Origin of the sequence: Herbidospora mongoliensis (assembly GCF_001570545.1) — a bacterium.
Classification (GTDB): domain Bacteria; phylum Actinomycetota; class Actinomycetes; order Streptosporangiales; family Streptosporangiaceae; genus Herbidospora; species Herbidospora mongoliensis.
On the sequence record NZ_BBXD01000022.1, the window covers coordinates 207,148 to 229,342 of the forward strand.

The window sequence follows — 22,195 nt, forward strand, 5'->3', positions numbered from 1 at the left end:
ACGGGAGCGGATCGCGGGCACCCCGCAAGAAGCGGAGCCTCTCCTTCGCCACAGAGCCGGAACCGGGTCAACGCGCACGTGCGGTCGCGTCCGGGACGGGGTGCCCCGGGACGCCGGGGTGCCCCTCCGACTCTCACCGCCGTATCCTGCGGGAGACGGATGTGAATACTTTCATTCAGGAGAGTGCGCCATGCCGACCGTGCGGAGCCCCCGTGGCACGACCTTGACGGCCAAGGGCTGGCCCCAAGAGGCCGCGCTCCGGATGATCCAGAACAACCTCGACCCCGAGGTGGCCGAACACCCCGAACAGCTCGTCGTCTACGGCGGCTCGGGCAAGGCGGCCCGCGACTGGCCGAGTTTCCAGGCGATCGTCCGGACCCTCACCACCCTCGAAGGCGACGAGACCCTGCTCGTGCAGTCGGGCCGTCCGGTCGGCGTCATGCGCACCCACGAGTGGGCGCCCCGGGTGCTGATCGCCAACTCCAACCTGGTGCCCGACTGGGCCAACTGGGAGGAGTTCCGCCGCCTGGAGGCCGCCGGTCTCACCATGTACGGCCAGATGACCGCCGGTTCCTGGATCTACATCGGCACCCAGGGCATCCTCCAGGGCACCTACGAGACCTTCGCCGCCGTCGCCGCCAAACGGTTCGGCGGCTCGCTGGCCGGCACCATCACGCTGACCGCCGGTCTCGGCGGCATGGGCGGCGCCCAGCCGCTGGCCGTGACGATGAACGGCGGCGTGGCCATCTGCGTCGACTGCGACCCGAGGTCGATCGAGCGGCGCATCGAGCACCGCTACCTGGACGTGAAGGCCTCCTCGCTGGCCGAGGCGCTGCGGATGGCGTACACGGCCCGTTCGGAAAGAAAGGCCCTGAGCATCGGCGTCGAGGCGAACGCCGCCGACGCCCTGCCCGAACTCCTCGCCATGGGCGCCGAGATCGACATCGTCACCGACCAGACCTCCGCCCACGACCCGCTCATGTACCTGCCGCAGGGCGTCGCCTTCGACGACATGGCGGCCGAACGCGAGAAGGACCCGGCGGGCTTCACGCTGAAGGCCCGCGAGTCGATGGCCCGTCACGTCGAGGCCATGGTCGCCTTCCTCGACGGCGGCGCCGAGGTCTTCGACTACGGCAACTCGATCAGGGGAGAGGCCCAGCTCGCCGGATACTCCCGCGCGTTCGCCTTCCCCGGCTTCGTGCCCGCCTACATCCGCCCCCTGTTCTGCGAGGGCAAGGGCCCGTTCCGCTGGGCCGCGCTGAGCGGCGACCCGCGCGACATCGCGGCGACCGACCGGGCGATCCTCGACCTGTTCCCCGACAACGAGCCGCTGGCCCGGTGGATCCGGCTGGCCGGGGAGCGGGTCCAGTTCCAGGGCCTCCCGGCGCGCATCTGCTGGCTCGGCTACGGCGAACGCGACAAGGCCGGTGAGCGGTTCAACGAGATGGTCGCCGACGGCACGCTCAGCGCCCCCGTCGTCATCGGCCGCGACCACCTCGACTGCGGGAGCGTCGCATCCCCGTACAGAGAGACCGAGGCGATGCTCGACGGGTCGGACGCCATCGCCGACTGGCCCCTGCTCAACGCCATGGTCAACGTCGCCTCCGGCGCCTCGTGGGTGTCGATCCACCACGGCGGCGGCGTCGGCATCGGCCGCTCCATCCACGCCGGCCAGGTCACCGTCGCCGACGGCACCCCTCTGGCCGCCGAGAAGCTGAACCGGGTCCTCACCAACGATCCGGGCATGGGCGTCATCCGCCACGTCGACGCGGGTTACCCCGAAGCCGCCGATGTGGCGGCCGAGACGGGGGTCCGGGTGCCGATGCGGGAGGATTGAGGCGTGGTCGACGGTCTCGAACGCCTCCTCGACGGCCGCCGCCTCTCCCCGGCGCAGCGCCGCATCGCCCACTACCTGGGCGAACACCTCCACGAAGCGATCTTCCTGTCGAGCGTGGAACTGGCCGAGCGAGCCGGGGTGAGCCAGCCGTCGGTGACCCGGTTCGCCACGGCCCTCGGCTTCGCCGGCTACCCGGAGCTGAGACACGCCCTGCGCCCGCTGGTCCTGGGCGGCCCGTTGTCGAAGATCGAGGCGGGTCCCGACGCCCTCGACACGGAGATCGGCAACCTGCGCTCCCTGCGGGACCGCGTCGAACCGCTGACCGAGACGGTCGGCGAGGTCGGCATGGCCCTGGCGGCCAGCGAGCCGCTGCCGATCCTGGGCCTGCGCGTCTCCAGCGGCCTGGCCACCACGTTCGCCTACTTCGCCCGGCGGATCCATCCCGACGTGCGGCTGTTCACCAGTGGCGGCTCCGAACTGGCCGACGGCCTCCACGCCGCACGCAGGGCCGGCGCGGGCTGGCTGCTGGCCATCGTCCTGCCGCGCTACCCCGCCGAGGCGGCGGTGGCCCTGACCGAGGCCCACGAGCTGGGCCTGTCGATCGCCGTCATCACCGACCGCCCCGACGTGCCCTTCCCCGCCGACGTCGTCTTGGACGCACCGGTCGGGGAGCGCCTGGTCTTCGACTCCCACGTGGCGCCCCTGGCGTTGGCGATGCTTCTCGTCGAAGCCATGGCCGACGCGTCGCCCCTGCGGACGCAGGCCCGCCTCGACGAACACGAACGCTTCACCGAACGGGCCGGGACGTTCCTGGAGTGGCGCGAACCGGAGAGCTGACGCAACCGGGCCACTCGCCGTCCCCCGGAGCGGCCCGCCCCGGGGAACGACACGTCAGGCGGCCAGTCGCCGCAGTGACCGCATCGACCACACGAGCGTGACCACCGCCAGCCCGATGAGCAGCGCGAACGCGATCGGGATGGTCGAGTCGCCGAGGTCGCCGCGGAACAGCGACCGGCCGGCCTCCACGCCGTAGTAGAGCGGGTTGAACTTGGCGAGGGTCTGCAGCCAGTCGGGGCCGAGCGAGACCGGCAGGAACAGGCCCGCGATCAAGGTCAGCGGCATCGCGAAGAACTGGACGAGCTGCGAGACGCCGTTCTCGTCCTTGATGGCCAGCGCGAGGCCGTAGGAGAGGCTGGCGGCGAACAGGCCGGTCACGGCCATCAGCAGCAGCATGACGAGGAACTCGGGCACGCCGATGCGCAGGCCCATCAGGATGGCCACGCCCATCACGAGGATCGCCTGCAGCACCAGAACGAGCATGTCTTTGGCGACCCGGCCCAGGATGATCGCCGGCGGCCAGACCGGTGAGACGGCGAGCCGTTCGAGCACCCCGTTCCGGGTCTCGTTGATCATGCCGAAACCGGCGAACAACGAGCCGAACAGAGCGATCATCATCATCGAACCGGGGGTGAACATGGCCAGCACCTCGGGCATCGAACCGCTGGCGGTCGTCGACCCGAGCAGCGGTGCGAAGAAGATCAGATAGAGCACCGGCTGCATGATGCCGAACAGTGGCCACACCGGATTGCGGAGCAGGAACCTGAGCTCGTAGCCCAGGAACAGGGACGTCTGACGAATCATGTCGGGGGGTCCTTGGGGGCTTATGCGGCGTCGCGCAGCGAGCGGCCGGTGTGGCGGAGGAAGACATCGTCGAGGGTGGCCCGGTCGAGGGAGATCGACTCCAGGGTCAGGCCGCGCTCTTCGAGCACCCGCAGCAGGTGCGGCAGGCCGTGCTCGCCGTCGTCGAGGTAGGCCCGCAGCAGACCCTCCTCGGTGCGCACCTCCTTGACGTAGGTCTGGGCCCGGAGAGCTTCGGCGGCCTCCTCGACGCCCTTCAGCTTCAGCGTGACGACGTCGCCCGCCACCTCCTTCTTGAGGGAGGAGGGGGTGCCCTCGGCGACCACGGTGCCGTTGTCGATGATGACCAGCCGGTCGCAGAGCGCGTCGGCCTCGTCGAGGTAGTGGGTGGTGAGCAGCACGCTGGTGCCGCGGTCGCGGAGGGCCTTGACCTCGTCCCACAGGTTGGCGCGGTTCTGCGGGTCGAGCCCGGTGGTGGGCTCGTCGAGGAAGACCAGCGGGGGCGAGGTGACCAGGCCGATCGCGATGGCGAACCGGCGCTTCTGACCGCCGGACAGCGTCTTGGCCGGGCGCTTGGCGATCTCGGTCAGGCTGAAGGTGGTCAGCAGGTCGTCGGCGCGGGCCTGCGCCTCCTTCTTCGACATCCCGGCCAGCCGGGCCGCGAGCAGGAGCTGGTCGAGGCCGGGATGGTTGTCGTCGATGCCACCGGCCTGACTGACGTAGCCGATGTTCTCGCGGACCTTCGCGGCGTCCTTCACCACGTCGAACCCCGCCACCCGGGCGGTGCCGGCGGTCGGGGCGATGAAGGTCGCGAGCATCCGGACGGTGGTGGTCTTCCCCGCGCCGTTCGGCCCGAGCGCGGCGAAGATCTCACCCTTCTCGACCGCCAGGTCGATGCCCCGGACGGCCTCGACCTCCTCGGTCTTGCCACGGCCGCGTTTGGCTTGGAAGGTCTTGCGCAACCCGTGCGCTTCAATGATCATTCGGACACCTTTTCGATCAGGGGGACGACCCAGCCTCGTGGATGACGCCGGGTCAGGGTCAACCGATTTACGGCAGCTCGCCGTCTTTCACCCGCCCGATCGCACCCTCGATCCAGACGAGCTGCGAGTCGAGCTGGGCGTTGGCCAGCCGGATGCACTCGTCGACGTGGCGGGGCGCGTCGAAGGAGAGCTTGGCCTCCAGTGCGCGCTCGGTGGCCGAGACCGCCGCCCGCAACTGGACCAGCCGCGCCTCCATGGCGTTGACCAGGTCGGCGGGGGACAGCCGGTCCATGAAGGTCAGCGCGACCTGGAACGGGTCGACGATCGGCTTGATCTCCCACCAGTAGGTGAGCAGCTGCCGCTGGAACTCCTCGCGCCCGGTGTCGGTGACCTCGTAGACGGTCTTACCGGCCTTCCCGTGCGCCACGACGGCGAGCAGCCCCTCATCGGCCATCTTGGCCAGGCCGTGATAGATCGACCCATAGGCCACATTCGCCCAGTAACCGGCCCCCCACAGTTCAAGGCGCCGACGCACCTCATAGCCGTGCAGCGGACCGTCGAGCAGAGTGCCCAGGATGAGGACCCTTGTGGAGGACATGTACAAATTTATATACAAACTTGAATAACCGACGCAACGGCTTTCCCGCCGTCCGGATGAGCGGCGACCATCCGGGGTCCCTTAACTAAGGTGATCGCCATGAGTGATCGACCTGTCGCCCTCATCACGGGCGGTTCCCGCGGCCTCGGCGCCGCCGTCGCGCGCGCCCTCTCTCCCACCTACGGCCTGATCCTGGGCGGCAGGGGCGGCGGGAAGCTCGACGAGCTGTGCAAGGAGCTCGGCGCGCGTCCCTTCCCGGTCGAGTTGACCGAGGTCACCGCCAGGGACATCGAAGGGCTCGGGCGCATCGACCTGCTCGTGCACAGCGCGGGCGTGGTCACCCTGGGCGCCGTGGCGCAGACGCCGCTCCACGTCTGGCGGGAGACCTTCGAGGTCAACCTCTTCGCCGTGGCCGAGCTGACCCGGCTGCTGCTGCCCTCGCTCCGGGCGGCGAAGGGGCAGGTCGTGCTCGTCAACTCGGGGGCGGGGCAGCGGGCCCACCCCGACTGGGGCTCCTACGCCGCCAGCAAGTGGGCCCTGCGCGCCTACGCCGACGTGCTCCGCCAGGAGGAGCCCGACCTGCGGGTCACCACGGTCTACCCGGGCCGCATCGACACCGACATGCAGCGGGACGTGCGCGGTCAGGAAGGCGGCGAGTACGAGCCGCACCGTTATCTCAAGGCCGACTCGGTGGCGAAGGCCGTGGTCGCGGCGGTGACCGCGCCGGCCGACGCGCACCTGACCGAAGTCATCGTGCGGCCGCGCTAGATACGGCGGCGGGGGGTCCGGCGCGGATACTGCTTGGCCGTCTCGGCCAGCACCTGGGCGTGTTCGGCCTGCTTGCGCCAGTGGCCGTAGGCGTCGCCGCGCTGGGCCAGGCGGTCGAGTTCGGCCGTCGTGGTCAGCGGGATCAGCGCGGGCTCGGCGTCGCGCCACGGCGTGCCCGGCAGCGGCATGAACGTGTGGGTGTGGATGCGGGCGCCCAGGTCGACCAGGTCCGCGGCCAGTTTCAGGGACGCCCGCTGGTCGTCTTCTGTCTCGCCCGGCATGCCGAAGATGAAGTCGACGTTGGGGCGGAACCCGAAGTCGATCGCGATCCTGGCCGCGTCGAGCACCGGCGCGGCCGCGTGGCCCCGGCCCGAACTCGCCAGGATGCGGTCGGAGCCCGACTGGGCGCCGATGATGATGTTGTCGTTGGCGACGTAGCGGCGCAGCATGCGCATCGCCTCGGGGGTGACGTGCTCGGGGCGGATCTCCGAGGGGAAACTGCCGAAGAACACCCTGCCGTTCGCGGGGGCCTCCTCGACGCAGGCCACCAGCAGCTCCTCGACCTTGTCGAGGTCGGGGTCGGCGCTCTGGCTGCCGTAGCTCAGCGAGGTCGGGGTGATGAACCGGACGTCCCGCAGCCCCCGGGCGGCCATCCGCCGCACGTGCTCGCGGACGCTCTCCACCGACCGGTGCCGGAACTGGGCCCCGAACATGAACGGGGTCTGGCAGAACTTGCAGGTGTAGCGGCAGCCGCGGGTGATCTCGATGGGGCCGGCCCGCCCGGCGGGGAACGACGGGAAGCTGTCGAGGGGCAGCTGGGGGGCTCCCGGGGTGCGGAGCGCGATCCCGTCGTGGTCGCGGATCGCCAGGCCCGGCACTCTGCGCAGGTCGGGCTCGGCGACCAGGGCGATGATCGTGGTCTCGCCCTCGCCGATCGCGGCGACGTCCCAGCCCGCGTCGATCACCTGCTGTGGTTCCGCTGTCGCATGGACGCCGCCCGCGACGTGGACGACGTCGTCGCGGTGGCAGAGCGCTCTCACCTCGGCCAATTCGGCCGTCATTAAGGGGAAGTCGGGCGAGTAGAAGGACCAGAGCACCAGAACCCGGTCGGCGTCGGCCTGGCCGATCTGGATCGCCGTCTCCTCGGCGCTGGTGGCGAACCTGATCTCGAAGTTCACCGCCGGAGGCGTCGCTTCGAGGGCCGCCAGCAGGGCGTGCATGCCGTAGGTCACGGCCTTGCGGTAACGGACGACCACGCTGACATCGAAACTCACCGGGTCAGGCTAACCCTCCCTGGACTGAATGGAGCCATTCAGTAGGGTGGAGGAATGCTGGCGGACATCGAGCAGATCGGCAGAAACCCGCGCACCGGGGGCTATCGGCGTGACGCCTGGTCGTCCGCCGATCTGGAGTTGCGCGAATGGTTTACCCACCAGGCCGCGAAACGGGGTCTGACCAGCCACGAAGACCGCAACGGCAACCTGTGGGCGTGGTGGGGCGACCCGTCGGTCCAGGGGCCCGGACTGGTCACGGGGAGCCATCTCGACTCGGTCCGCGAAGGCGGCGCGTTCGACGGGCCGCTCGGCGTGGCGTCGGCGTTCCAGGCGATCGATCTGCTCCGGGGTGACGGGTTCCAGCCCGACCGTCCGATCGCGGTCGCCTGCTTCACCGACGAGGAGGGCGCCAGGTTCGGGGTGCCCTGCATCGGGTCGCGGCTGCTGACCGGCGTGCTCGATCCGGCCAGGGCCCGGGGCCTCCAAGACGACCAGGGCCTCGGATTCGACCAGGTGCTCACCGCTCAGGGCCGCGACCCCGGCGGCCTGGGCCGCGACGACGAGACGCTCGCCCACATCGGGGTCTTCGTGGAACTCCACGTCGAACAGGGCCGCGCGCTCCAGGGACCGATCGGGGTGGCCAGCGCCATCTGGCCCCACGGGCGCTGGCGCTTCGATTTCCGCGGTACGGCCGATCACGCCGGCACCACCGCCCTCGAAGACCGCGACGACCCGATGCTCGCCTACGCCCGCGCCGTGCTGGCCGCCCGCCTCCAGGCCGAGACCCACGGCGTGCGCGCCACCTTCGGCAAGGTGAGGGTGGAGCCCGGCAACGCCAACGCGATCCCCTCGCTCGTCACCGCCTGGCTCGACGCCAGGGGCCCCGAGACCGCCGCCGTCCACCGCCTGGTCGAGGAACTGGCCGGCGAGGCCGAGGTCACCGAGGAGTCGTGGACGCCCGAGGTCACCTTCGACGACGTGCTGCGCCTGCGGATCGCCTGCGTGGCCGGGCTCGACGGCCATCCGGCGCCGATCCTGCCGACCGCCGCCGGGCACGACGCCGGGATCCTGGCCTCCGCCGGGGTGCCGACGGCGATGCTGTTCGTCCGCAACCCGACCGGGGTCTCCCACGCCCCAAACGAGTTCGCCGAACCGGCCGACTGCGTCTCGGGCGTGATCGCGCTGGCCGCGGTGCTGGCCGACCTGGCCGGGGGAGGGGCCTGATGGAGACGTACTGGTGTGAGATGGCCCTGGTCGGCGGCGCGGTCGCCGAAGGGGTCCAGATCGACGTCGAGGGCCACCGCGTCACCGAGGTGAAACAGGGTGTGCCGCCGAGCGGCGAGATTCTCAGCGGTCTGACCATCCCCGGCATGGCCAACGCCCACTCCCACGCCTTCCACCGCGCCCTGCGCGGTCACACCCAGGTGGGCAAGGGCAGTTTCTGGACGTGGCGCGAGCAGATGTACGCCGTCGCCGGCCGCCTCGACCCCGACACCTATTACCGGCTGGCCCGCGCCGCCTACGCCGAGATGGCCCTGGCCGGGATCACGGCGGTGGGGGAGTTCCACTATCTCCACCACGATCACGAAGGTGTCCCCTACAACGACCCCAACGAGATGGGCCACGCCCTGATCAGGGCCGCCCGCGACGCCGGAGTCCGGCTCGCCCTCCTCGACACCTGTTATCTGTCCGGCGGTTTCGGCGCTCCTCTGGAAGGGGTGCAGACCAGGTTCGGCGACGGCGACGTCCACCAGTGGGCCGAGCGCGCCGACCTTCTCGCCGGGGCCTACGCCGGAGCCGACGACGTGGAGATCGGCGCGGCCATCCACTCCGTCAGGGCCATGCGGCCCGAGCAGATGCCGGTCGTCGTCGAGTTCACCCACCACCACGCCGGGCCGCTGCACGTCCACGTCTCCGAGCAGCCCGCCGAGAACGAGCAGTGCGTGGCCGCCTACGCCGCCTCCCCGGTCCGGGTGCTGCACGAGGCCGGCGCGCTGGGCCCCCGGTCGACGGCGGTGCACGCCACCCACGTCTCCGACGAGGACGTCGCCCTGCTGGGCGGCTCGGGCACCCACGTCTGCGTCTGCCCGACCACCGAACGCGACCTGGCCGACGGCATCTGCGCCGCCCGCCGCCTGCACGGCGCCGGGAGCCCCATCACACTCGGCTCCGACAGCCACGCCGTGGTCGACCTGTTCGAGGAGGCCCGCGCGATCGAACTCGGCGAGCGCATCGTCAGCGGCGAACGCGGCCACTGGCGGGCCGACGAACTGCTCACCGCCGCCACCCTGGCCGGTCACGCCTCGCTCGGTTTCCCCGACGGCGGCCAGCTCGCCCCGGGCGCCTGGGCCGATCTGGTCACAGTAAGGCTCGACTCGGTCCGTACGGCTGGCGCGACAGCCGATTCGGCAGTGGAATCGGTGGTGTTCGCGGCGACGGGGGCCGATGTCGTCTCCGTCGTGTCGGGTGGACGGCGGATCGTCGACGCCGGACGCCACGTGATGGGTGAGGTGGGCCACCTGCTGCGGGACGCCATCGGCGACGTCCGCGGCTGACGGATTGCGAGTGCTGAATGAGCGCGACGCTCTTCTATGACATCGGACTGCTCTTCACGGCCGACCGGACGCGGGAGGAGATCACCAAGGCGGCGGTGGTGATCGACGGCGCCGAGGTCGCCTGGGTCGGCGAGACCGCCCGCGCCCCGGCCGCCGACCACCGCATCGACGCACGCGGCCGGGCCATGCTCCCCGGGTTCGTCGACAGCCACGCGCACCTGGTCTTCGCCGGCGACCGGACCGCCGAGTTCGCCGCCCGGATGGCCGGGGAGCGCTACACCGCGGGCGGCATCCGGACCACGGTCGCGGCGACGAGGGCCGCGACCACCCCGGAGCTGGCCACCCGGACCGCCGGGCTGGTCCACGAGATGACCAGCCAGGGCACCACCACCGTCGAGATCAAGAGCGGCTATGGCCTGACGCTCGACGACGAGAAACGCTCGCTGGAGGTGGCGCGGGCGTTCACCGAGGAGTCGACCTTCCTGGGCGCCCACGTCGTGCCGCCCGGGACCGATCCCGACGACTACACCCGCCTGGTCGCCGGGCCCATGCTCGACGCCTGCGCCCCCTACGCCAAGTGGGTCGACGTCTTCTGCGAGCGGGGAGCCTTCGACGAGGCCCAGAGCCGGGAGATCCTGACCGCGGGGAAGAAGGCCGGGCTGGGCGTGCGGGTGCACGCCAACCAGCTCGGCGAGGGCCCCGGCGTCCGGCTCGCCTGTGAGCTCGGGGCCGCCTCGGCCGACCACTGCACCCACCTGACCCGTGACGACGTCGGCATGCTGGCCGACGCGGGGGTGGTCGCCACCCTTCTCCCCGGGGCCGAGTTCTCCACCCGGTCCCCGTATCCCGAGGCGCGCAGGCTGCTCGACGGCGGGGTCACGGTGGCGCTGGCGACCGACTGCAACCCCGGCTCCTCGTTCACCTCGTCGATGCCGTTCTGCGTGGCGCTGGCCGTACGCGAGATGGGGATGACCCCGGCGGAGGCGGTCCGGGCCGCGACGGCGGGCGGGGCGGCGGCGCTGCGCCGGACCGACATCGGGGTGATCAGGCCGGGGGCGCGGGCCGATCTGGTGATCCTTGAGGCGGCCTCGTATGTGCACCTGGCGTACCGGCCTGGAGTTCCTTTGGTCACGCAGGTCTGGCAGGCGGGACGTAGGGTGGTGTGAAAATTCCGGCCAAAGTACGGCGCATCCTCCTTTAGGAGGAATTGAAAACCATTCTGCTGGCGTATCTCTTGAGGGAATCTTTGCCCTGATCGAACCGTTGGCCAGTTCAGGACGAGGGTGTTCGCGCTGCGGAACGAGGTGCCTGGAATGGCGACGGGGAACAGGACGCAGGAAGTCGCGGATCGAGATCTGCTGGGAACCTACCTGGCCGAGATCGGGCGCGTTCCGCTCCTGAGCGCAGAGCAGGAGGTCGAGCTCGCCAAGCGTATCGAGGCGGGGCTGTTCGCAGAGCAGCTGCTCGACACGGGTGACCCGGAGCCGAAGGTCTCCGACGCGCTCGACGAGGAACTCGAACGGGTCGCGGTGTCGGGGCGCCGCGCCAAAGACGAGTTCATCCAGGCGAACCTTCGCCTGGTGGTGGCGGTGGCCCGGAAATACTCCGGGCGCGGAATGCCGCTCATCGATTTGGTGCAGGAGGGGAACCTGGGCCTGGTCAGGGCGGTTGAGAAATTCGATTACCGCCGTGGTTACAAATTCTCGACCTATGCGACGTGGTGGATTCGCCAGTCGGTGGGCCGGGCCATTCACGAGCAGGCCCGTCCGGTGCGGCTGCCTACCCACGCCGGCGAGCAGATGACCCGCCTGATGCGGGTCCGCCGCGACATGCTGGCCGAGTTCGACGCCGAGCCCACCGACGACGATCTCGCCAAGGTGCTCGAACTGCCCATCGAGCGGGTGCGCGAGCTGCGCCGCTGGGCCTCCGACCCGGTGTCACTCCAGCTGGGCGTCGGCGACGAAGACGAGACCGAGCTCGGCGACATGATCGCCGACGAGTCGTGGGCCAACCCCGAGGAGCAGGCCCTGGCCACCCTCGACCGCGAGCGTCTGGAGCACTGGCTGACCGGCCTGGAGGGTCAGGCCAGCGAGATGCTGCGCTGGCGTTACGGCCTGCTCGACGGGCGTGAACACACACTGACCGAAGTGGGCGAGCGCTACGGCATCGGCCGCGACCGGGCCCGCCGCCTGGAACGCGACGCGCTGGCCCGCCTCCGCAAGATGGCCCACGTGGCCGCCTAGTTTTACCAGGTCATCAAGCGCCTGCCGGTTTACCGGCAGGCGTTTTTTGCGTCTGCGTAGCCTCCGAAACACGTCCGAAACACGCCTGCGGTGAGTTTCACAGATGTGAAACATGCAGCGTCTCGGCCTGAAACGGTGAAAGAACACCCTGGCGTGCACGGAGAGGTAGCCGGGCGGTTTGTGACGGTTACCCCTCATCCCTGACTACGTCAGTGCGCGAGCCGGTCGATGACGCCCTTGGTGAAGCGCCACTGCGCAAGTGATAACCGGCCACACGCCAATTGGAAGGAGGGTCGCATCGAATGAAGATCGATAGCGGCTCCACAGCCTGGATGCTCGTGAGCACGGCGCTCGTGCTGCTCATGACCCCGGGACTCGCGTTCTTCTATGGGGGCATGACCAGGGCGAAGAGCGTCCTGAACATGATGATGATGTCGTTCGTCGCGATCATCACGGTGACGATCGCGTGGGTGGCCTACGGCTACTCCCTCGCGTTCGACGCCATCGGTGAGGGCGACGGATTCCTGCACAAGCTTGTCGGCGGGCTCGACAACGTCGGGCTGATGGGCGTCAACGAGGCTGCCTACAACGACACCTTCCCCATGATGGTGTTCTCCGCCTTCCAGCTGACCTTCGCGATCATCACGGTCGCCCTCATCAGCGGTGCGATCGCCGACCGTGCCAAGTTCGGCGCGTGGGTGGTCTTCACCGTCGTCTGGTCCACCCTTGTCTACTTCCCCGTCGCCCACTGGGTGTGGGGCGGCGGCTGGCTCACCGAGCTCGGCATCGAGGACTTCGCGGGCGGCACGGTCGTCCACATCAACGCCGGTGCGGCCGCTTTGGCCCTGGCGCTGGTCCTCGGCAAGCGCTCCGGCTGGCGTAAGGAGCCGATGCGTCCGCACAACCTGACGCTGGTGCTCCTCGGTGTCGGTCTTCTGTGGTTCGGCTGGTTCGGCTTCAACGCCGGCTCCGAGCTCGCCGCGGACGCGACCGCCGGTCTCGCCTTCATGAACACCCAGGTCGCCACGGCCATCGCGGCCGGCGCCTGGCTCGTCGTGGAGAAGCTCCGCGACGGTCACGCCACCACCCTCGGTGTCGCCTCCGGCGCCGTCGCCGGTCTGGTCGCGATCACCCCCGCCTGTGGCTTCGTCGACGTCTGGGCGGCCGCCCTCATCGGTCTGCTCGCCGGTGCGATCTGCGCCTGGGCCGTCGGCCTCAAGTACAAGTTCGGCTTCGACGACTCCCTCGACGTGGTCGGCGTGCACCTGGTCGGCGGTGTCATCGGCGCCGTGGCGCTGGGCTTCGTCGCCAAGTACCCCTTCCTCGACGGTCAGGAGGAGGGCCTCATCTACACCGGGTCCTTCCGCCAGCTGGGGCTGCAGGTTCTCGGCCCGGTGGCCGTCGGTCTCTACTCCTTCGTGCTGACCTACATCATCGGTAAGGTCATCGACAAGACCATGGGCTTCCGGATCGCGCAGGAAGACGAGGTCACCGGCATCGACATCACGACTCACGCCGAGACCGGCTACGACCTCGGCACCATCCACTCCTCGGGCGTGTCCTCGCTCAACGGGCCGGCGGTTCCGGCTGAGGCGAAGAAGGTGGACGCATGAAGCTCATCACGGCGATCATCAAGCCGTTCAAGCTCGACGACGTGAAAGCGGCGCTGGAGCAGTTCGGCGTCAAGGGCATCACGATCAGCGAGGCCAGCGGCTACGGCCGTCAGAAGGGCCACACCGAGGTCTACCGCGGCGCCGAATACCAGGTCGACCTGGTCCCCAAGGTGCGCGTCGAGGTGCTGACCGAGGAGGACGACGCCGAGGACGTCATCGACGTCATCGTCAAGGCCGCCCAGACCGGCAAGATCGGTGACGGCAAGGTCTGGTCCGTCCCCGTCGACACGGTCGTCCGGGTCAGAACCGGGGAACGCGGCCCGGAGGCGCTGTAACCGGATGATGAGAGGGGAAGCTCGCTCGTTCGCCGCCGCCCGTAAAGAGCGGGCGGCGGACATCGACCGGTGGCTCACGGACCTGCTCCGGACCGCCGTCAGTCAGCGGAACGGTAAGGGCGGGCTCCTCGACAGCGAGCTCAGAGGAAGAACAGAGCTCGGAAGCGCGGAGCGCGGCCCCCTCACCGGGGTCGCGCTCGTCGCGGTCGGGAGCCTGGGACGCGGGGAGCTGGCCCCTGGTAGTGACCTCGACCTGGTCCTGCTGCACAACGGGCGGGACGACGTCGCCCAGATCGCCGACCGCATCTGGTATCCCATCTGGGACTCCGGCGTCGGCCTCGACCACTCCGTCCGTACCGTCGACGAGGCCGTCAAGGTCTCGCGCGAGGATCTGAAGGCCGTGCTCGGCCTGATCCAGGCCCGCCACATCGCGGGCGACGCCGAGCTGACCCGCGCCGCGCGTGAGGCGGTGCTCGCCGAATGGCGGGCCGACTCCCGGCGCCGGCTGGGCGAACTGCGGGAGTCCGCCGACAAGCGCGCCGACTCCTCGGGTGAACTGGCCTTCCTGCTCGAACCCGACCTCAAGGACGCCCGCGGCGGCATCCGCGACGTCCAGGCGATGCAGGCCGTGGCCGCCGCCTGGGTCGCGTCCGCGCCGGGTCCGCGCGTCAGGGAGGCCCACGAACTGCTGCTCGACATCCGCCACGGGCTCCATCTGGTGACCGCGCGCGGCACCGACCGTCTGGTGCTCCAGGAACAGGACGCCGTGGCGGGCACCCTCGGGCTGCTCGACGCCGAGGCGCTGATGCGCCGCCTGGCCGAGGCCGGGCGCACGATCGCCCACTCCTTCGACGCGACGTGGCGTACCGTCGACCGGCTGTTGTCCGGGCCGGCGCCGCGAGGCCGCCGGCCGCTGGCCGACGGCGTGGTGGAGCACGGCGGCGAGGTCGTGCTGGCCCGCGGGATCAACCCGCGCAACGACCCGATCCTCATCCTGCGCGCCGCCGCCGCGGCGGCCGAGGCCGGGCTGCCGCTGGCGCCCGCCACGGTGACCGCGCTGGCCGCGCAGTCGCCGCCGCTGCCGGTGCCCTGGCCCGACGAGGCCCGCGACGCGCTGGTGGGGCTGCTGGGCGCCGGGCGCGCGGCCGTGCCCGTCTGGGAGGAACTCGACCAGGCGGGGGTGCTCGTACGCCTGATCCCCGACTGGGAACGCGTCCGCCACCGCCCGCAGCGCAACCCGATCCACACCTACACGGTCGACCGCCACCTGATCGAGACCGTCGCCGGGGCCGCCGCGTTCACCCGCGAGGTGTCCCGGCCCGACCTGCTGCTCATCGGCGCGCTGCTGCACGACATCGGCAAGGGCTGGCCCGGCGACCACTCGACCACCGGTGAGGTGGTCGTCCGCGACATCGCCGCCCGCATGGGCCTGCCGCCCGCCGACGTCGAGGTGCTGGCCACGATGGTGCGCCACCACCTGCTGCTGCCCGAGACCGCGACCCGGCGCGACCTCGACGACCCGGTGACGATCTCCCGCGTGGCCGACGCGGTCGGCTCCCACGAGGTGCTCGAACTGCTAGCCGCCCTGGCGGTCGCCGACGGCCTGGCCACCGGCCCGGCCGCCTGGAACTCCTGGAAGGCGAACCTCGTCTCCGACCTGGTCAGACGTGTTCGATCGGCGCTCGCCGGCACCCCGCCCGCGGCCGCTCCGATGCTGTCGGCCGAGCAGGCCTCGCTGGCCCGCCACGGCGGCGGCGCGATCAGGGTCAACGGGGGAGCGGTCACCGTCGTCGCCCCCGACCGGCCCGGTCTGCTCTGGCGGGCCGCCGGGGTGCTGGCCGCCCACCGGATGGTCGTGCGGTCGGCGTCGGCCGCCTCGGCCGGGTCGACGGCCGTCATCGAGTTCGCGGTGGTGCCCGAATACGGCTCTCCGCCCGACCCCGCCACGCTGGAGGCCGACCTGCGCTTGGTCCTCGCCGGGCGCCTGGACATCGAACAGCGGCTGGCCCGCCGCACGCGGTCGCTGCGCCCGCCCCGGGTGCCGGTCGCGCCGCCCCGGGTGACCCTGGTCGACGACGCCTCCAACACCGCCACGGTCGTGGAGGTACGCGCCCACGACCGGCCCGGCCTGCTGTGGAAGATCGGCCGTGCCTTCGGCGACTGCGGCCTCGACGTACGGGCCGCACGGGTGGAGACGCTGGGCGCCGAGGCGGTCGACGTCTTCTACGTCGTCGACCGGGCCGGGCGTCCCATCACCGATGAGACACAACGTGGACAAGTCAGGGAACACGTCCTGTCCGCCCTGCGATGATCCTGATAGTCATAGAGAGGGCTTACTACGCCCCTTCTTGATCACCTTTGTACGTTTCCGTCCACTTACCTATTGGTAACGATTGTGTGCTTGGCCATGGGTAAACCCGTGGCTGATCATGACCTTGTGGTCGAATTGTGCCCGCTTGTATGGCTATGTCACTTCACGCTGTCAGGAGTGTGAAGGGCGTTTTGTCAAGTACGAATGGCGGGGGCCGGTGTCCACTCACAAGCGGGCAAGCCGTTTCGCGCTGCGCAACTGGCGGGTGCCCACGAGGCTCACCGCCCTCATCCTCGCGCCGACGCTGATCGCGGTCATTCTGGCCAGCATGCGGGTCGTCGGATCGGTCGACAGTCTCTCGACCTACGAGAGGACCGCGACCGCGGCCGAGTACGCCGGGCGTCTCCGGGATCTGGCGCAGCAGCTGGCGGCCGAACGTGACCACAAGGCCTGGCTGGAGGGTCTCATCGGGGTGCAGAGCGCGCTGCGCAACGCCGACGAGACGGTCCGCCAGCACACGGACACACTGACCAAGCAGAAGCAGGTCGTGGACGGACTGATCAAGACGTCCACGGCCGATCTGGCCCTGATCGACGCCTCGTTCGGGCCGCGCGTCGTCGAAGACGCCCGCCAGGTCGTGAACCGGCTGGAGACGGTGGCCGACAGCCACGTCGCCGAGCGCGACGACGACCCGGCGACCTCGATCTTCTTCGAGTACACCGCCACCATCGGCACCGTCCTGCGCCTGCACGACGACCTCGGCGAGCTCAGCGACGACCCCGGCGTGATCAGTTCCGCCCGCGCGCTCAGCGCCCTGGCCCACGTCAAGGACGAGGCCTCCCAGCAGCGCGCCCTGCTCGTCGGCGAGCTCCTGGAGCCACGCCAGTCGTTCACCCCCGACGACCTCCAGCGCTTCCTCGGTGCGGGGTCACGGCAGGAGTCGTACGAGAGCGCCTTCAACGCCGAGGCGACCACGGCCCAGTTCCAGGCCTTCCACACCGCCCGGATCAGCAAGGCCGGCACCGACGTCGAGATGGCCAAGGCCTGGGCGGTGGCCCTCGGGTCGCGCAACCAGGCGCTGAAGCCGATCCCCGGCCGGGTGCTGACCGCGCAGGACTGGTTCCGCGACAACGGCACCGTGCTCGACGCGGTCTCCAAGGTCGAGGCCCAGGTGGCCGGCGCCCTGCGGGCCCGCGCCGACGACCTGCGCTCGACCGAGCGGCGCAGCGCCATCGTGGCCGGCGCGCTGATCCTCGCGCTGATCCTGCTGGTGCTGGTGACGACCGTGCTGATCGCCCGCTCGATGGTGCGCCCGCTGCGGCGGCTGCGCGCCGAGGCGCTGGAGATCGCCGGCAGCCGCCTGCCGGAGATCGTGCGCCGCATGCGCGAGTCGGAGACGGGGGACACCTCCCCGGCGGTGCAGCCCATCGCGGTCGAGAGCCAGGACGAGATCGGCGAGGTCGCGCAGGCCTTCGACGAGGTCCACCTCCAGGCGGTCAAGCTGGCGGGGGAGGAGTCCCGGCTCCGCAGCAACGTCAACGCGATGTTCGTCAACCTGTCGCGGCGCACCCAGACCCTGGTGGAGCGCCAGATCTCGCTGATCGACGGCCTGGAGCGCGGCGAACAGGACGGCGCGCGTCTGTCCGACCTGTTCAAGCTCGACCACCTGGCCACCCGCATGCGCCGCAACTCCGAGAACCTGCTGGTCCTGGCCGGGCACGAGACCGCGCGCAAGCGCAGCTCCCCGGCCCGGCTGGTGGACGTCGTCCGCGCCTCCCTGTCGGAGGTCGAGGACTACGAGCGGGTGACCGTGCGGGTGCACCGTTCCCCCGCCATCGCCGGGCACGCCGCCAACGACGTCGTCCACCTGGTGGCCGAGCTGGTCGAGAACGCGATCTCGTTCTCCCCGCCCGCCACCAAGGTCATCGTGTCGAGCAGCCCCATCGAGGGCGGCGCGGTGCTGCTGGCCATCACCGACTCGGGCATGGGGCTGAGCCCCGACGAACTGCTGGAGATCAACACCCGGCTGGCCGAGCCGCCCGTCGTCGACGTGTCGGTCTCCCGCCGGATGGGCCTGTTCGTGGTCGGCCGCCTGGCCGCGCGCCACGGCATCAGGGTGCAGCTGCGCCGCGGCGACACCAGCGGCATCATCGCGATGGTGCTGTTCCCGGCCGTGCTCATCACCAACGCGGACGCCGCCCAGCCCACGCAGTCGCCCCAGGTGACCCGGTCCCGCCCGGAACTCCCGACGGGCCCGCTGCCCGCGATCAGCACAGGCCCGTTCGTCCCCGGCCCGATCATCAACACCGGCCCCTTCAACCAGGGCCCGTTCACCCAGGGCCCATCGAGCACGGGCCCGAACCACACAGGTCCGATCCACACCGGCCTGATCAGCACGGGTCCGATCAACACGGGCCCCATCAACACGGGCCCCATCAACACGGGCCCCATCAACACTGGCCCGATCAACACCGGCTCCGTCTCCACCGGGCAGGGCGGGCTGCCGCAGCGCAAGCCGCCGTCACCCCGCACCCCGGGGGACGACGCGCCGGGCAACCGGGTGCCCCGGCAGAGTGCGCCTCCCGGCGGGACCTTCCCCGGCTTCGAGCGGCGTCAGCCGACAGGCCCGGGGAGCCCCACCGGACGGCTGCGCCCGCCGGCGGGCGACAACCGGCAGCCGCCGCCGCAGCAGCCCGCGCTTCCGGCGCCGCCCTTCACCGAGCACTCGGGGGCCTTCCCCGTCCCCGGGGTTCCGGCCGGTCCGCCCCCGCCGCGCGTTCCGGACCCGCCGCTGGAACGCGGCGACGAGTTCCTGCCGATCTTCGCGTCGATCGAGTCGTCGGCCTGGTTCAAGCGGCCGGAAACGCCGCCCGTCGCCCCTGGGGCTCCAGATACGCCTGTGACGCCTGGGACGACGCCCTGGGGTCAGCAGGCCGATCAGGGCTTCCAGGCCGCCCGTGCGGCCAACGAACCGGCCTCCGGGGGCGTCACACAGTCGGGGCTCCCGAAGCGGACGCCACGAGCCAACCTGGTGCCGGGTTCCGTCGGCGCGCAGGGTGGTCCTGGCACACCGCCGCAGGAGGCGCCCCGGCCGCAGGTCTCACCCGAGGCCGTACGCGACCGGCTGTCCAGTTTCCAGCAGGGCGTACGCCGGGGGCGGGCCGAGAGGCCGCAGGAAGGCACGGGTAATGAGGAGGAGGGCTCGTGACTGAGCTCAGCGTCGACGTGAGCAGGTTCGACTGGCTGATCACCGACTTCGTGGGCGGCACGCCCGGAGTGGCGCACGCCGTGGTGGTGTCGGCCGACGGCCTGCGACTGGCCCACTCCGACGGGTTCCCGCCCGACCGGGCCGATCAGCTGTCCGCGGTGGCCGCCGGCATGGCGTCCCTGACCGCCGGAGCCTCCCGGGTGTTCGAGGGCGGACCGGTCCGGCAGACCGTCGTGGAGATGCAGCGCGGGCTGCTCCTGGTGATGGCGATCAGCGACGGTTCGGCCCTCGCGGTGCTGGCGTCACACGATTGTGATCTGGGACTTGTCGCGTACCAGATGACCCTTCTGGTGGAGCGCGCGGGACAGGCGCTGACCCCGGCTCTCCGCGCCGAGCTGCACTCGGCGCGGCGGTGATGGCCGGTGCGCGCGGGTGAGGGGACCGAGGACGAACCTCTATTCCGTCCCTACGCCGTCACCGGAGGACGTGCCGAGCCGCGTTACCATCTGGCGATGGAGACGCTGGTCTCCACGGCGGCCATGATGGGCGATGACTACTCCCTGCTCGGCCCCGAGCAGGAGGCGATCATGACGCTCTGCCGATCCGTCCGATCGGTCGCGGAGATCTCCGCGCTGCTCCGGGTGCCCCTCGGGGTGGCACGGGTCCTGATCGCCGACATGGCCGACGAAGGGCTGGTGCGACTGCACATGCCACAGCTCATCAGCACCGGCCAGCCGGACTTCAACTTGCTCGAAAGGGTGCTCAGTGGACTTCGCAGGCTCTAGTCGCGGCCTGACCTCGACGAAGATCGTCGTGGCGGGCGGTTTCGGCGTGGGCAAGACGACGTTCGTCGGCGCCGTCTCGGAGATCCTTCCGCTGACGACCGAGGCCGTCATGACCGACGCGAGCGCGGGGATCGACGACCTCGGGCTCACACCGAACAAGACGACCACCACCGTCGCGATGGACTTCGGTCGTCTTTCCCTCGATCAGGATTTGATCCTTTACCTGTTCGGAACACCCGGGCAGCACAGGTTCTGGTTCATGTGGGACGATCTGGTCCGCGGCGCGATCGGCGCGGTGGTGCTTGTCGACAGCCGTAGGCTTGCCGACAGCTTCCCGGCGATCGACTACTTCGAGGAGGCCCAGCTTCCGTTCGTCGTAGCGCTGAATGGGTGGGACGGCGTGTTCATGCACGTCGAAGACCAGATTCGCGAGGCTCTGTCGCTGCAGCCGCACGTGCCCATCGTGCGGACGGACGCGCGGTCCCGCGAGGCGGTCAAGTCCACCCTGATCACCCTAGTTGAGTACGTACTGACCGTACGCTCCGCTTACGGTCGGCAATACTGATCGGGAACATTCCGCACCTCAGAGCATCGAGGGCCATCTGTCCCCGGCAGGTGGCCCATGTTTTTGTCTGAATTGCGGTATTTTGTGGAGTTTGGTGGTTGGAGTCCCATTTCAAAGTTTGACAGGATGCTGAAGCATCCTTCAAATCAAAGTGTGAACGTCCAGCTAACAATGTCCTGAAAAGTCTTGATCTGTGTTGATACGTGCTGCAACACTCCCCCTTTGGTCTGCCCCCCAGCAGACCCCTCGGCAAAATCAGAAGGAGTAGCGGTCGTGTCCCGAACCCGGCACACCCGTCATCTGCCGGCTGTAGTCACCGCCGCCGGCCTTGTCCTCGCCCTGGCCGCGTGCAACAGTGGCCCATCCACGAGCGCGACCGAGGGTAACGCCGCCGCGCCCAGCGCGACGGCCGCGCAGCTCGACCCGAACGCCGACCTCACCAAGCAGAGCCTCACCTTCACCATCTGGGACGGCTACAGCCCCGAGGACCTGCCGCAGCGCGTCAAGGAGAAGCTCGGCTTCACCATCGAGAAGGCCATCCACGACACCAACGAGACGGCGATGGCCAAGATCACCGCCTCCGGTGGCGAAGGCTTCGACGTGGCGTTCGTGTCGGGCCAGTACGCCCAGGCCCTCAACGAGGCCGGCCTGCTGGAGCCCCTGCACAAGGAGCTCATCCCGAACCTGGCGAACCTCTACCCCGAGGCGTCGAACCTGTCCTACGACAAGGGCAACAACTACTCGGTCCCCTACACCTGGGGCACCACCGGTATCTGCTACCGGAGCGACCTCGTCAACCCGGCTCCCACGAGCTGGAACGATCTTCTCCAGCCGAAGCCGGAATACGAGAAGAAGATCACCCTGATGACCACGGAGCGCTGGCTCGCGCTGCCCGCGCTCAAGGCTCTCGGCAAGTCGATCAACACCACCGACGACGCCGACATCGCCGAGGCCAAGAAGCTCCTTGAGGCCGCCAAGCCCAAGCTGCTCGCCTTCGACGACACCGAGTTCGGCGCCAAGGTCGCCAAGGGCGAGGCCGTCATGGCCGAGGCCTGGGACGGCTGGTGCCCCACCGGCGAGCCCAACGTGAAGTTCATGGTTCCCAAGGAGGGCAGTGACCTCTGGGTGGACACGATGGTGATCCTGAAGGCGTCCAAGAACAAGGAAGCGGCGCACGCCTTCATCAACTTCATCCTCGACCCGGAGCAGCACGGCTGGGCGGCGACGAACATCCTCTACAAGGTGCCCAACAAGGCCGCCATGGAGAAGATCCCGGCCGCGGTCCTCGCCTCGAACGAGCCGCTGAAGTACACCCCGGCCGATCTGCTGCAGGGCGAGTCGATCATCGACCTGGGCGCCGACTCGGTGAAGTACACGACCCTGTCGACCGAGGTCACTGCCGCGCAGTGACGCTGTGACGACACCGCGGCGGAGTCCCCGGGGGCTTCGCCGCTTTTCGCCGTCACGCGTTGGAACGATCGT

At 70.0% G+C, this 22,195-nt stretch carries 19 protein-coding genes; 15 read left to right on the forward strand and 4 right to left on the reverse strand.

Annotated elements, in window-relative coordinates; all coding sequences use genetic code 11:
* The first annotated feature begins 190 nt into the window (after positions 1 to 190).
* Together hutU and AW272_RS32900 are read left to right on the forward strand one after the other, a co-directional pair.
* A complete protein-coding gene (gene hutU / locus AW272_RS32895; RefSeq protein ID WP_066373450.1) occupies positions 191 to 1,837 on the forward strand; it encodes a urocanate hydratase in 1,647 nt (548 codons plus the stop codon).
* A gap of 3 nt (positions 1,838 to 1,840) precedes the next feature.
* Positions 1,841 to 2,674: a MurR/RpiR family transcriptional regulator gene (locus AW272_RS32900; protein WP_066373452.1), complete on the forward strand. Its 834-nt coding sequence runs from the start codon at positions 1,841 to 1,843 to the stop codon at positions 2,672 to 2,674.
* A gap of 54 nt (positions 2,675 to 2,728) precedes the next feature.
* On the opposite strand, the gene AW272_RS32905 is transcribed toward AW272_RS32900, so the two are convergent.
* The 3 genes from AW272_RS32905 to AW272_RS32915 all read right to left on the reverse strand — a co-directional run bounded on the left by AW272_RS32905 (position 2,729) and on the right by AW272_RS32915 (position 5,056).
* Positions 2,729 to 3,478 carry an ABC transporter permease gene (locus AW272_RS32905; protein WP_066373456.1) on the reverse strand — a complete coding sequence of 250 codons (750 nt, stop codon included), beginning with the start codon at positions 3,476 to 3,478 and terminating at the stop codon, positions 2,729 to 2,731.
* A gap of 20 nt (positions 3,479 to 3,498) precedes the next feature.
* Positions 3,499 to 4,458 (reverse strand): ATP-binding cassette domain-containing protein, encoded by a 960-nt coding sequence (locus AW272_RS32910; protein WP_174551877.1) that lies wholly within the window; start codon positions 4,456 to 4,458, stop codon positions 3,499 to 3,501.
* Positions 4,459 to 4,525: 67 nt separating this feature from the next.
* Positions 4,526 to 5,056 carry a PadR family transcriptional regulator gene (locus AW272_RS32915; RefSeq protein WP_066373457.1) on the reverse strand — a complete coding sequence of 177 codons (531 nt, stop codon included), beginning with the start codon at positions 5,054 to 5,056 and terminating at the stop codon, positions 4,526 to 4,528.
* 99 nt (positions 5,057 to 5,155) lie between these two features.
* On the opposite strand from AW272_RS32915, the gene AW272_RS32920 reads away from it, so the two are divergent.
* Positions 5,156 to 5,824, forward strand: a complete 669-nt coding sequence (locus tag AW272_RS32920) for an SDR family oxidoreductase (protein ID WP_066373461.1) — start codon at positions 5,156 to 5,158, stop codon at positions 5,822 to 5,824.
* Here AW272_RS32920 and AW272_RS32925 read toward each other — a convergent pair.
* Positions 5,821 to 7,098: a TIGR04013 family B12-binding domain/radical SAM domain-containing protein gene (locus AW272_RS32925; protein WP_245657850.1), complete on the reverse strand. Its 1,278-nt coding sequence runs from the start codon at positions 7,096 to 7,098 to the stop codon at positions 5,821 to 5,823. The two genes, AW272_RS32920 and AW272_RS32925, sit on opposite strands and share 4 nt — an antisense overlap.
* 54 nt (positions 7,099 to 7,152) lie before the next feature.
* On the opposite strand from AW272_RS32925, the gene AW272_RS32930 reads away from it, so the two are divergent.
* The 12 genes from AW272_RS32930 (at position 7,153) to AW272_RS32985 (ending at position 22,123) form a co-directional block, all read left to right on the forward strand.
* Positions 7,153 to 8,322 carry an allantoate amidohydrolase gene (locus AW272_RS32930; protein WP_066373466.1) on the forward strand — a complete coding sequence of 390 codons (1,170 nt, stop codon included), beginning with the start codon at positions 7,153 to 7,155 and terminating at the stop codon, positions 8,320 to 8,322.
* On the forward strand, positions 8,322 to 9,653 hold the full coding sequence (locus AW272_RS32935; protein ID WP_066373467.1) for a formimidoylglutamate deiminase: 1,332 nt from the start codon (positions 8,322 to 8,324) through the stop codon (positions 9,651 to 9,653). Before AW272_RS32930 ends, AW272_RS32935 begins: the two co-directional genes overlap by 1 nt.
* Before the next feature lie 17 nt (positions 9,654 to 9,670).
* On the forward strand, positions 9,671 to 10,819 hold the full coding sequence (hutI, locus tag AW272_RS32940; RefSeq protein WP_083958959.1) for an imidazolonepropionase: 1,149 nt from the start codon (positions 9,671 to 9,673) through the stop codon (positions 10,817 to 10,819).
* 147 nt (positions 10,820 to 10,966) lie between these two features.
* Positions 10,967 to 11,896 (forward strand): sigma-70 family RNA polymerase sigma factor, encoded by a 930-nt coding sequence (locus tag AW272_RS32945; protein WP_066373469.1) that lies wholly within the window; start codon positions 10,967 to 10,969, stop codon positions 11,894 to 11,896.
* 302 nt (positions 11,897 to 12,198) lie between these two features.
* The gene (locus AW272_RS32950) at positions 12,199 to 13,509 is read left to right on the forward strand and encodes an ammonium transporter (RefSeq protein WP_066373470.1); all 1,311 of its coding nucleotides are present in this window, start codon (positions 12,199 to 12,201) and stop codon (positions 13,507 to 13,509) included.
* Positions 13,506 to 13,844, forward strand: a complete 339-nt coding sequence (locus tag AW272_RS32955) for a P-II family nitrogen regulator (RefSeq protein WP_030455639.1) — start codon at positions 13,506 to 13,508, stop codon at positions 13,842 to 13,844. The genes AW272_RS32950 and AW272_RS32955 overlap by 4 nt, the downstream gene beginning before the upstream one ends.
* 7 nt (positions 13,845 to 13,851) lie before the next feature.
* On the forward strand, positions 13,852 to 16,155 hold the full coding sequence (locus AW272_RS32960) for a [protein-PII] uridylyltransferase (protein ID WP_066373637.1): 2,304 nt from the start codon (positions 13,852 to 13,854) through the stop codon (positions 16,153 to 16,155).
* A 217-nt stretch (positions 16,156 to 16,372) separates the two neighbouring features.
* Complete coding sequence (locus AW272_RS32965) at positions 16,373 to 19,363, forward strand: nitrate- and nitrite sensing domain-containing protein (RefSeq protein WP_066373471.1); 2,991 nt, start codon at positions 16,373 to 16,375, stop codon at positions 19,361 to 19,363.
* A complete protein-coding gene (locus tag AW272_RS32970; protein WP_066373472.1) occupies positions 19,360 to 19,779 on the forward strand; it encodes a roadblock/LC7 domain-containing protein in 420 nt (139 codons plus the stop codon). Before AW272_RS32965 ends, AW272_RS32970 begins: the two co-directional genes overlap by 4 nt.
* A 6-nt stretch (positions 19,780 to 19,785) precedes the next feature.
* Entirely contained in the window at positions 19,786 to 20,148 is a 363-nt protein-coding gene (locus AW272_RS32975; protein ID WP_066373473.1) for a DUF742 domain-containing protein, read from the forward strand.
* Between the two features lie 7 nt (positions 20,149 to 20,155).
* Positions 20,156 to 20,713 (forward strand): GTP-binding protein, encoded by a 558-nt coding sequence (locus AW272_RS32980; RefSeq protein ID WP_066373639.1) that lies wholly within the window; start codon positions 20,156 to 20,158, stop codon positions 20,711 to 20,713.
* Positions 20,714 to 20,986: 273 nt separating this feature from the next.
* Complete coding sequence (locus tag AW272_RS32985; protein WP_066373479.1) at positions 20,987 to 22,123, forward strand: polyamine ABC transporter substrate-binding protein; 1,137 nt, start codon at positions 20,987 to 20,989, stop codon at positions 22,121 to 22,123.
* Positions 22,124 to 22,195: the final 72 nt, after the last annotated feature.

Bases quoted from the DNA above. Each gene is read 5' to 3' on its own strand.
- AW272_RS32960 (WP_066373637.1), top strand. From the start codon at position 13,852: ATGAGAGGGGAAGCTCGCTCGTTCGCCGCCGCCCGTAAAGAGCGGGCG.
- AW272_RS32930 (WP_066373466.1), top strand. From the start codon at position 7,153: ATGCTGGCGGACATCGAGCAGATCGGCAGAAACCCGCGCACCGGGGGC.
- AW272_RS32955 (WP_030455639.1), top strand. From the start codon at position 13,506: ATGAAGCTCATCACGGCGATCATCAAGCCGTTCAAGCTCGACGACGTG.
- AW272_RS32905 (WP_066373456.1), bottom strand. From the start codon at position 3,478: ATGATTCGTCAGACGTCCCTGTTCCTGGGCTACGAGCTCAGGTTCCTG.
- AW272_RS32950 (WP_066373470.1), top strand. From the start codon at position 12,199: ATGAAGATCGATAGCGGCTCCACAGCCTGGATGCTCGTGAGCACGGCG.
- AW272_RS32915 (WP_066373457.1), bottom strand. From the start codon at position 5,056: ATGTCCTCCACAAGGGTCCTCATCCTGGGCACTCTGCTCGACGGTCCG.
- AW272_RS32935 (WP_066373467.1), top strand. From the start codon at position 8,322: ATGGAGACGTACTGGTGTGAGATGGCCCTGGTCGGCGGCGCGGTCGCC.
- AW272_RS32910 (WP_174551877.1), bottom strand. From the start codon at position 4,458: ATGATCATTGAAGCGCACGGGTTGCGCAAGACCTTCCAAGCCAAACGC.
- hutI (WP_083958959.1), top strand. From the start codon at position 9,671: ATGAGCGCGACGCTCTTCTATGACATCGGACTGCTCTTCACGGCCGAC.
- AW272_RS32945 (WP_066373469.1), top strand. From the start codon at position 10,967: ATGGCGACGGGGAACAGGACGCAGGAAGTCGCGGATCGAGATCTGCTG.
- AW272_RS32920 (WP_066373461.1), top strand. From the start codon at position 5,156: ATGAGTGATCGACCTGTCGCCCTCATCACGGGCGGTTCCCGCGGCCTC.
- hutU (WP_066373450.1), top strand. From the start codon at position 191: ATGCCGACCGTGCGGAGCCCCCGTGGCACGACCTTGACGGCCAAGGGC.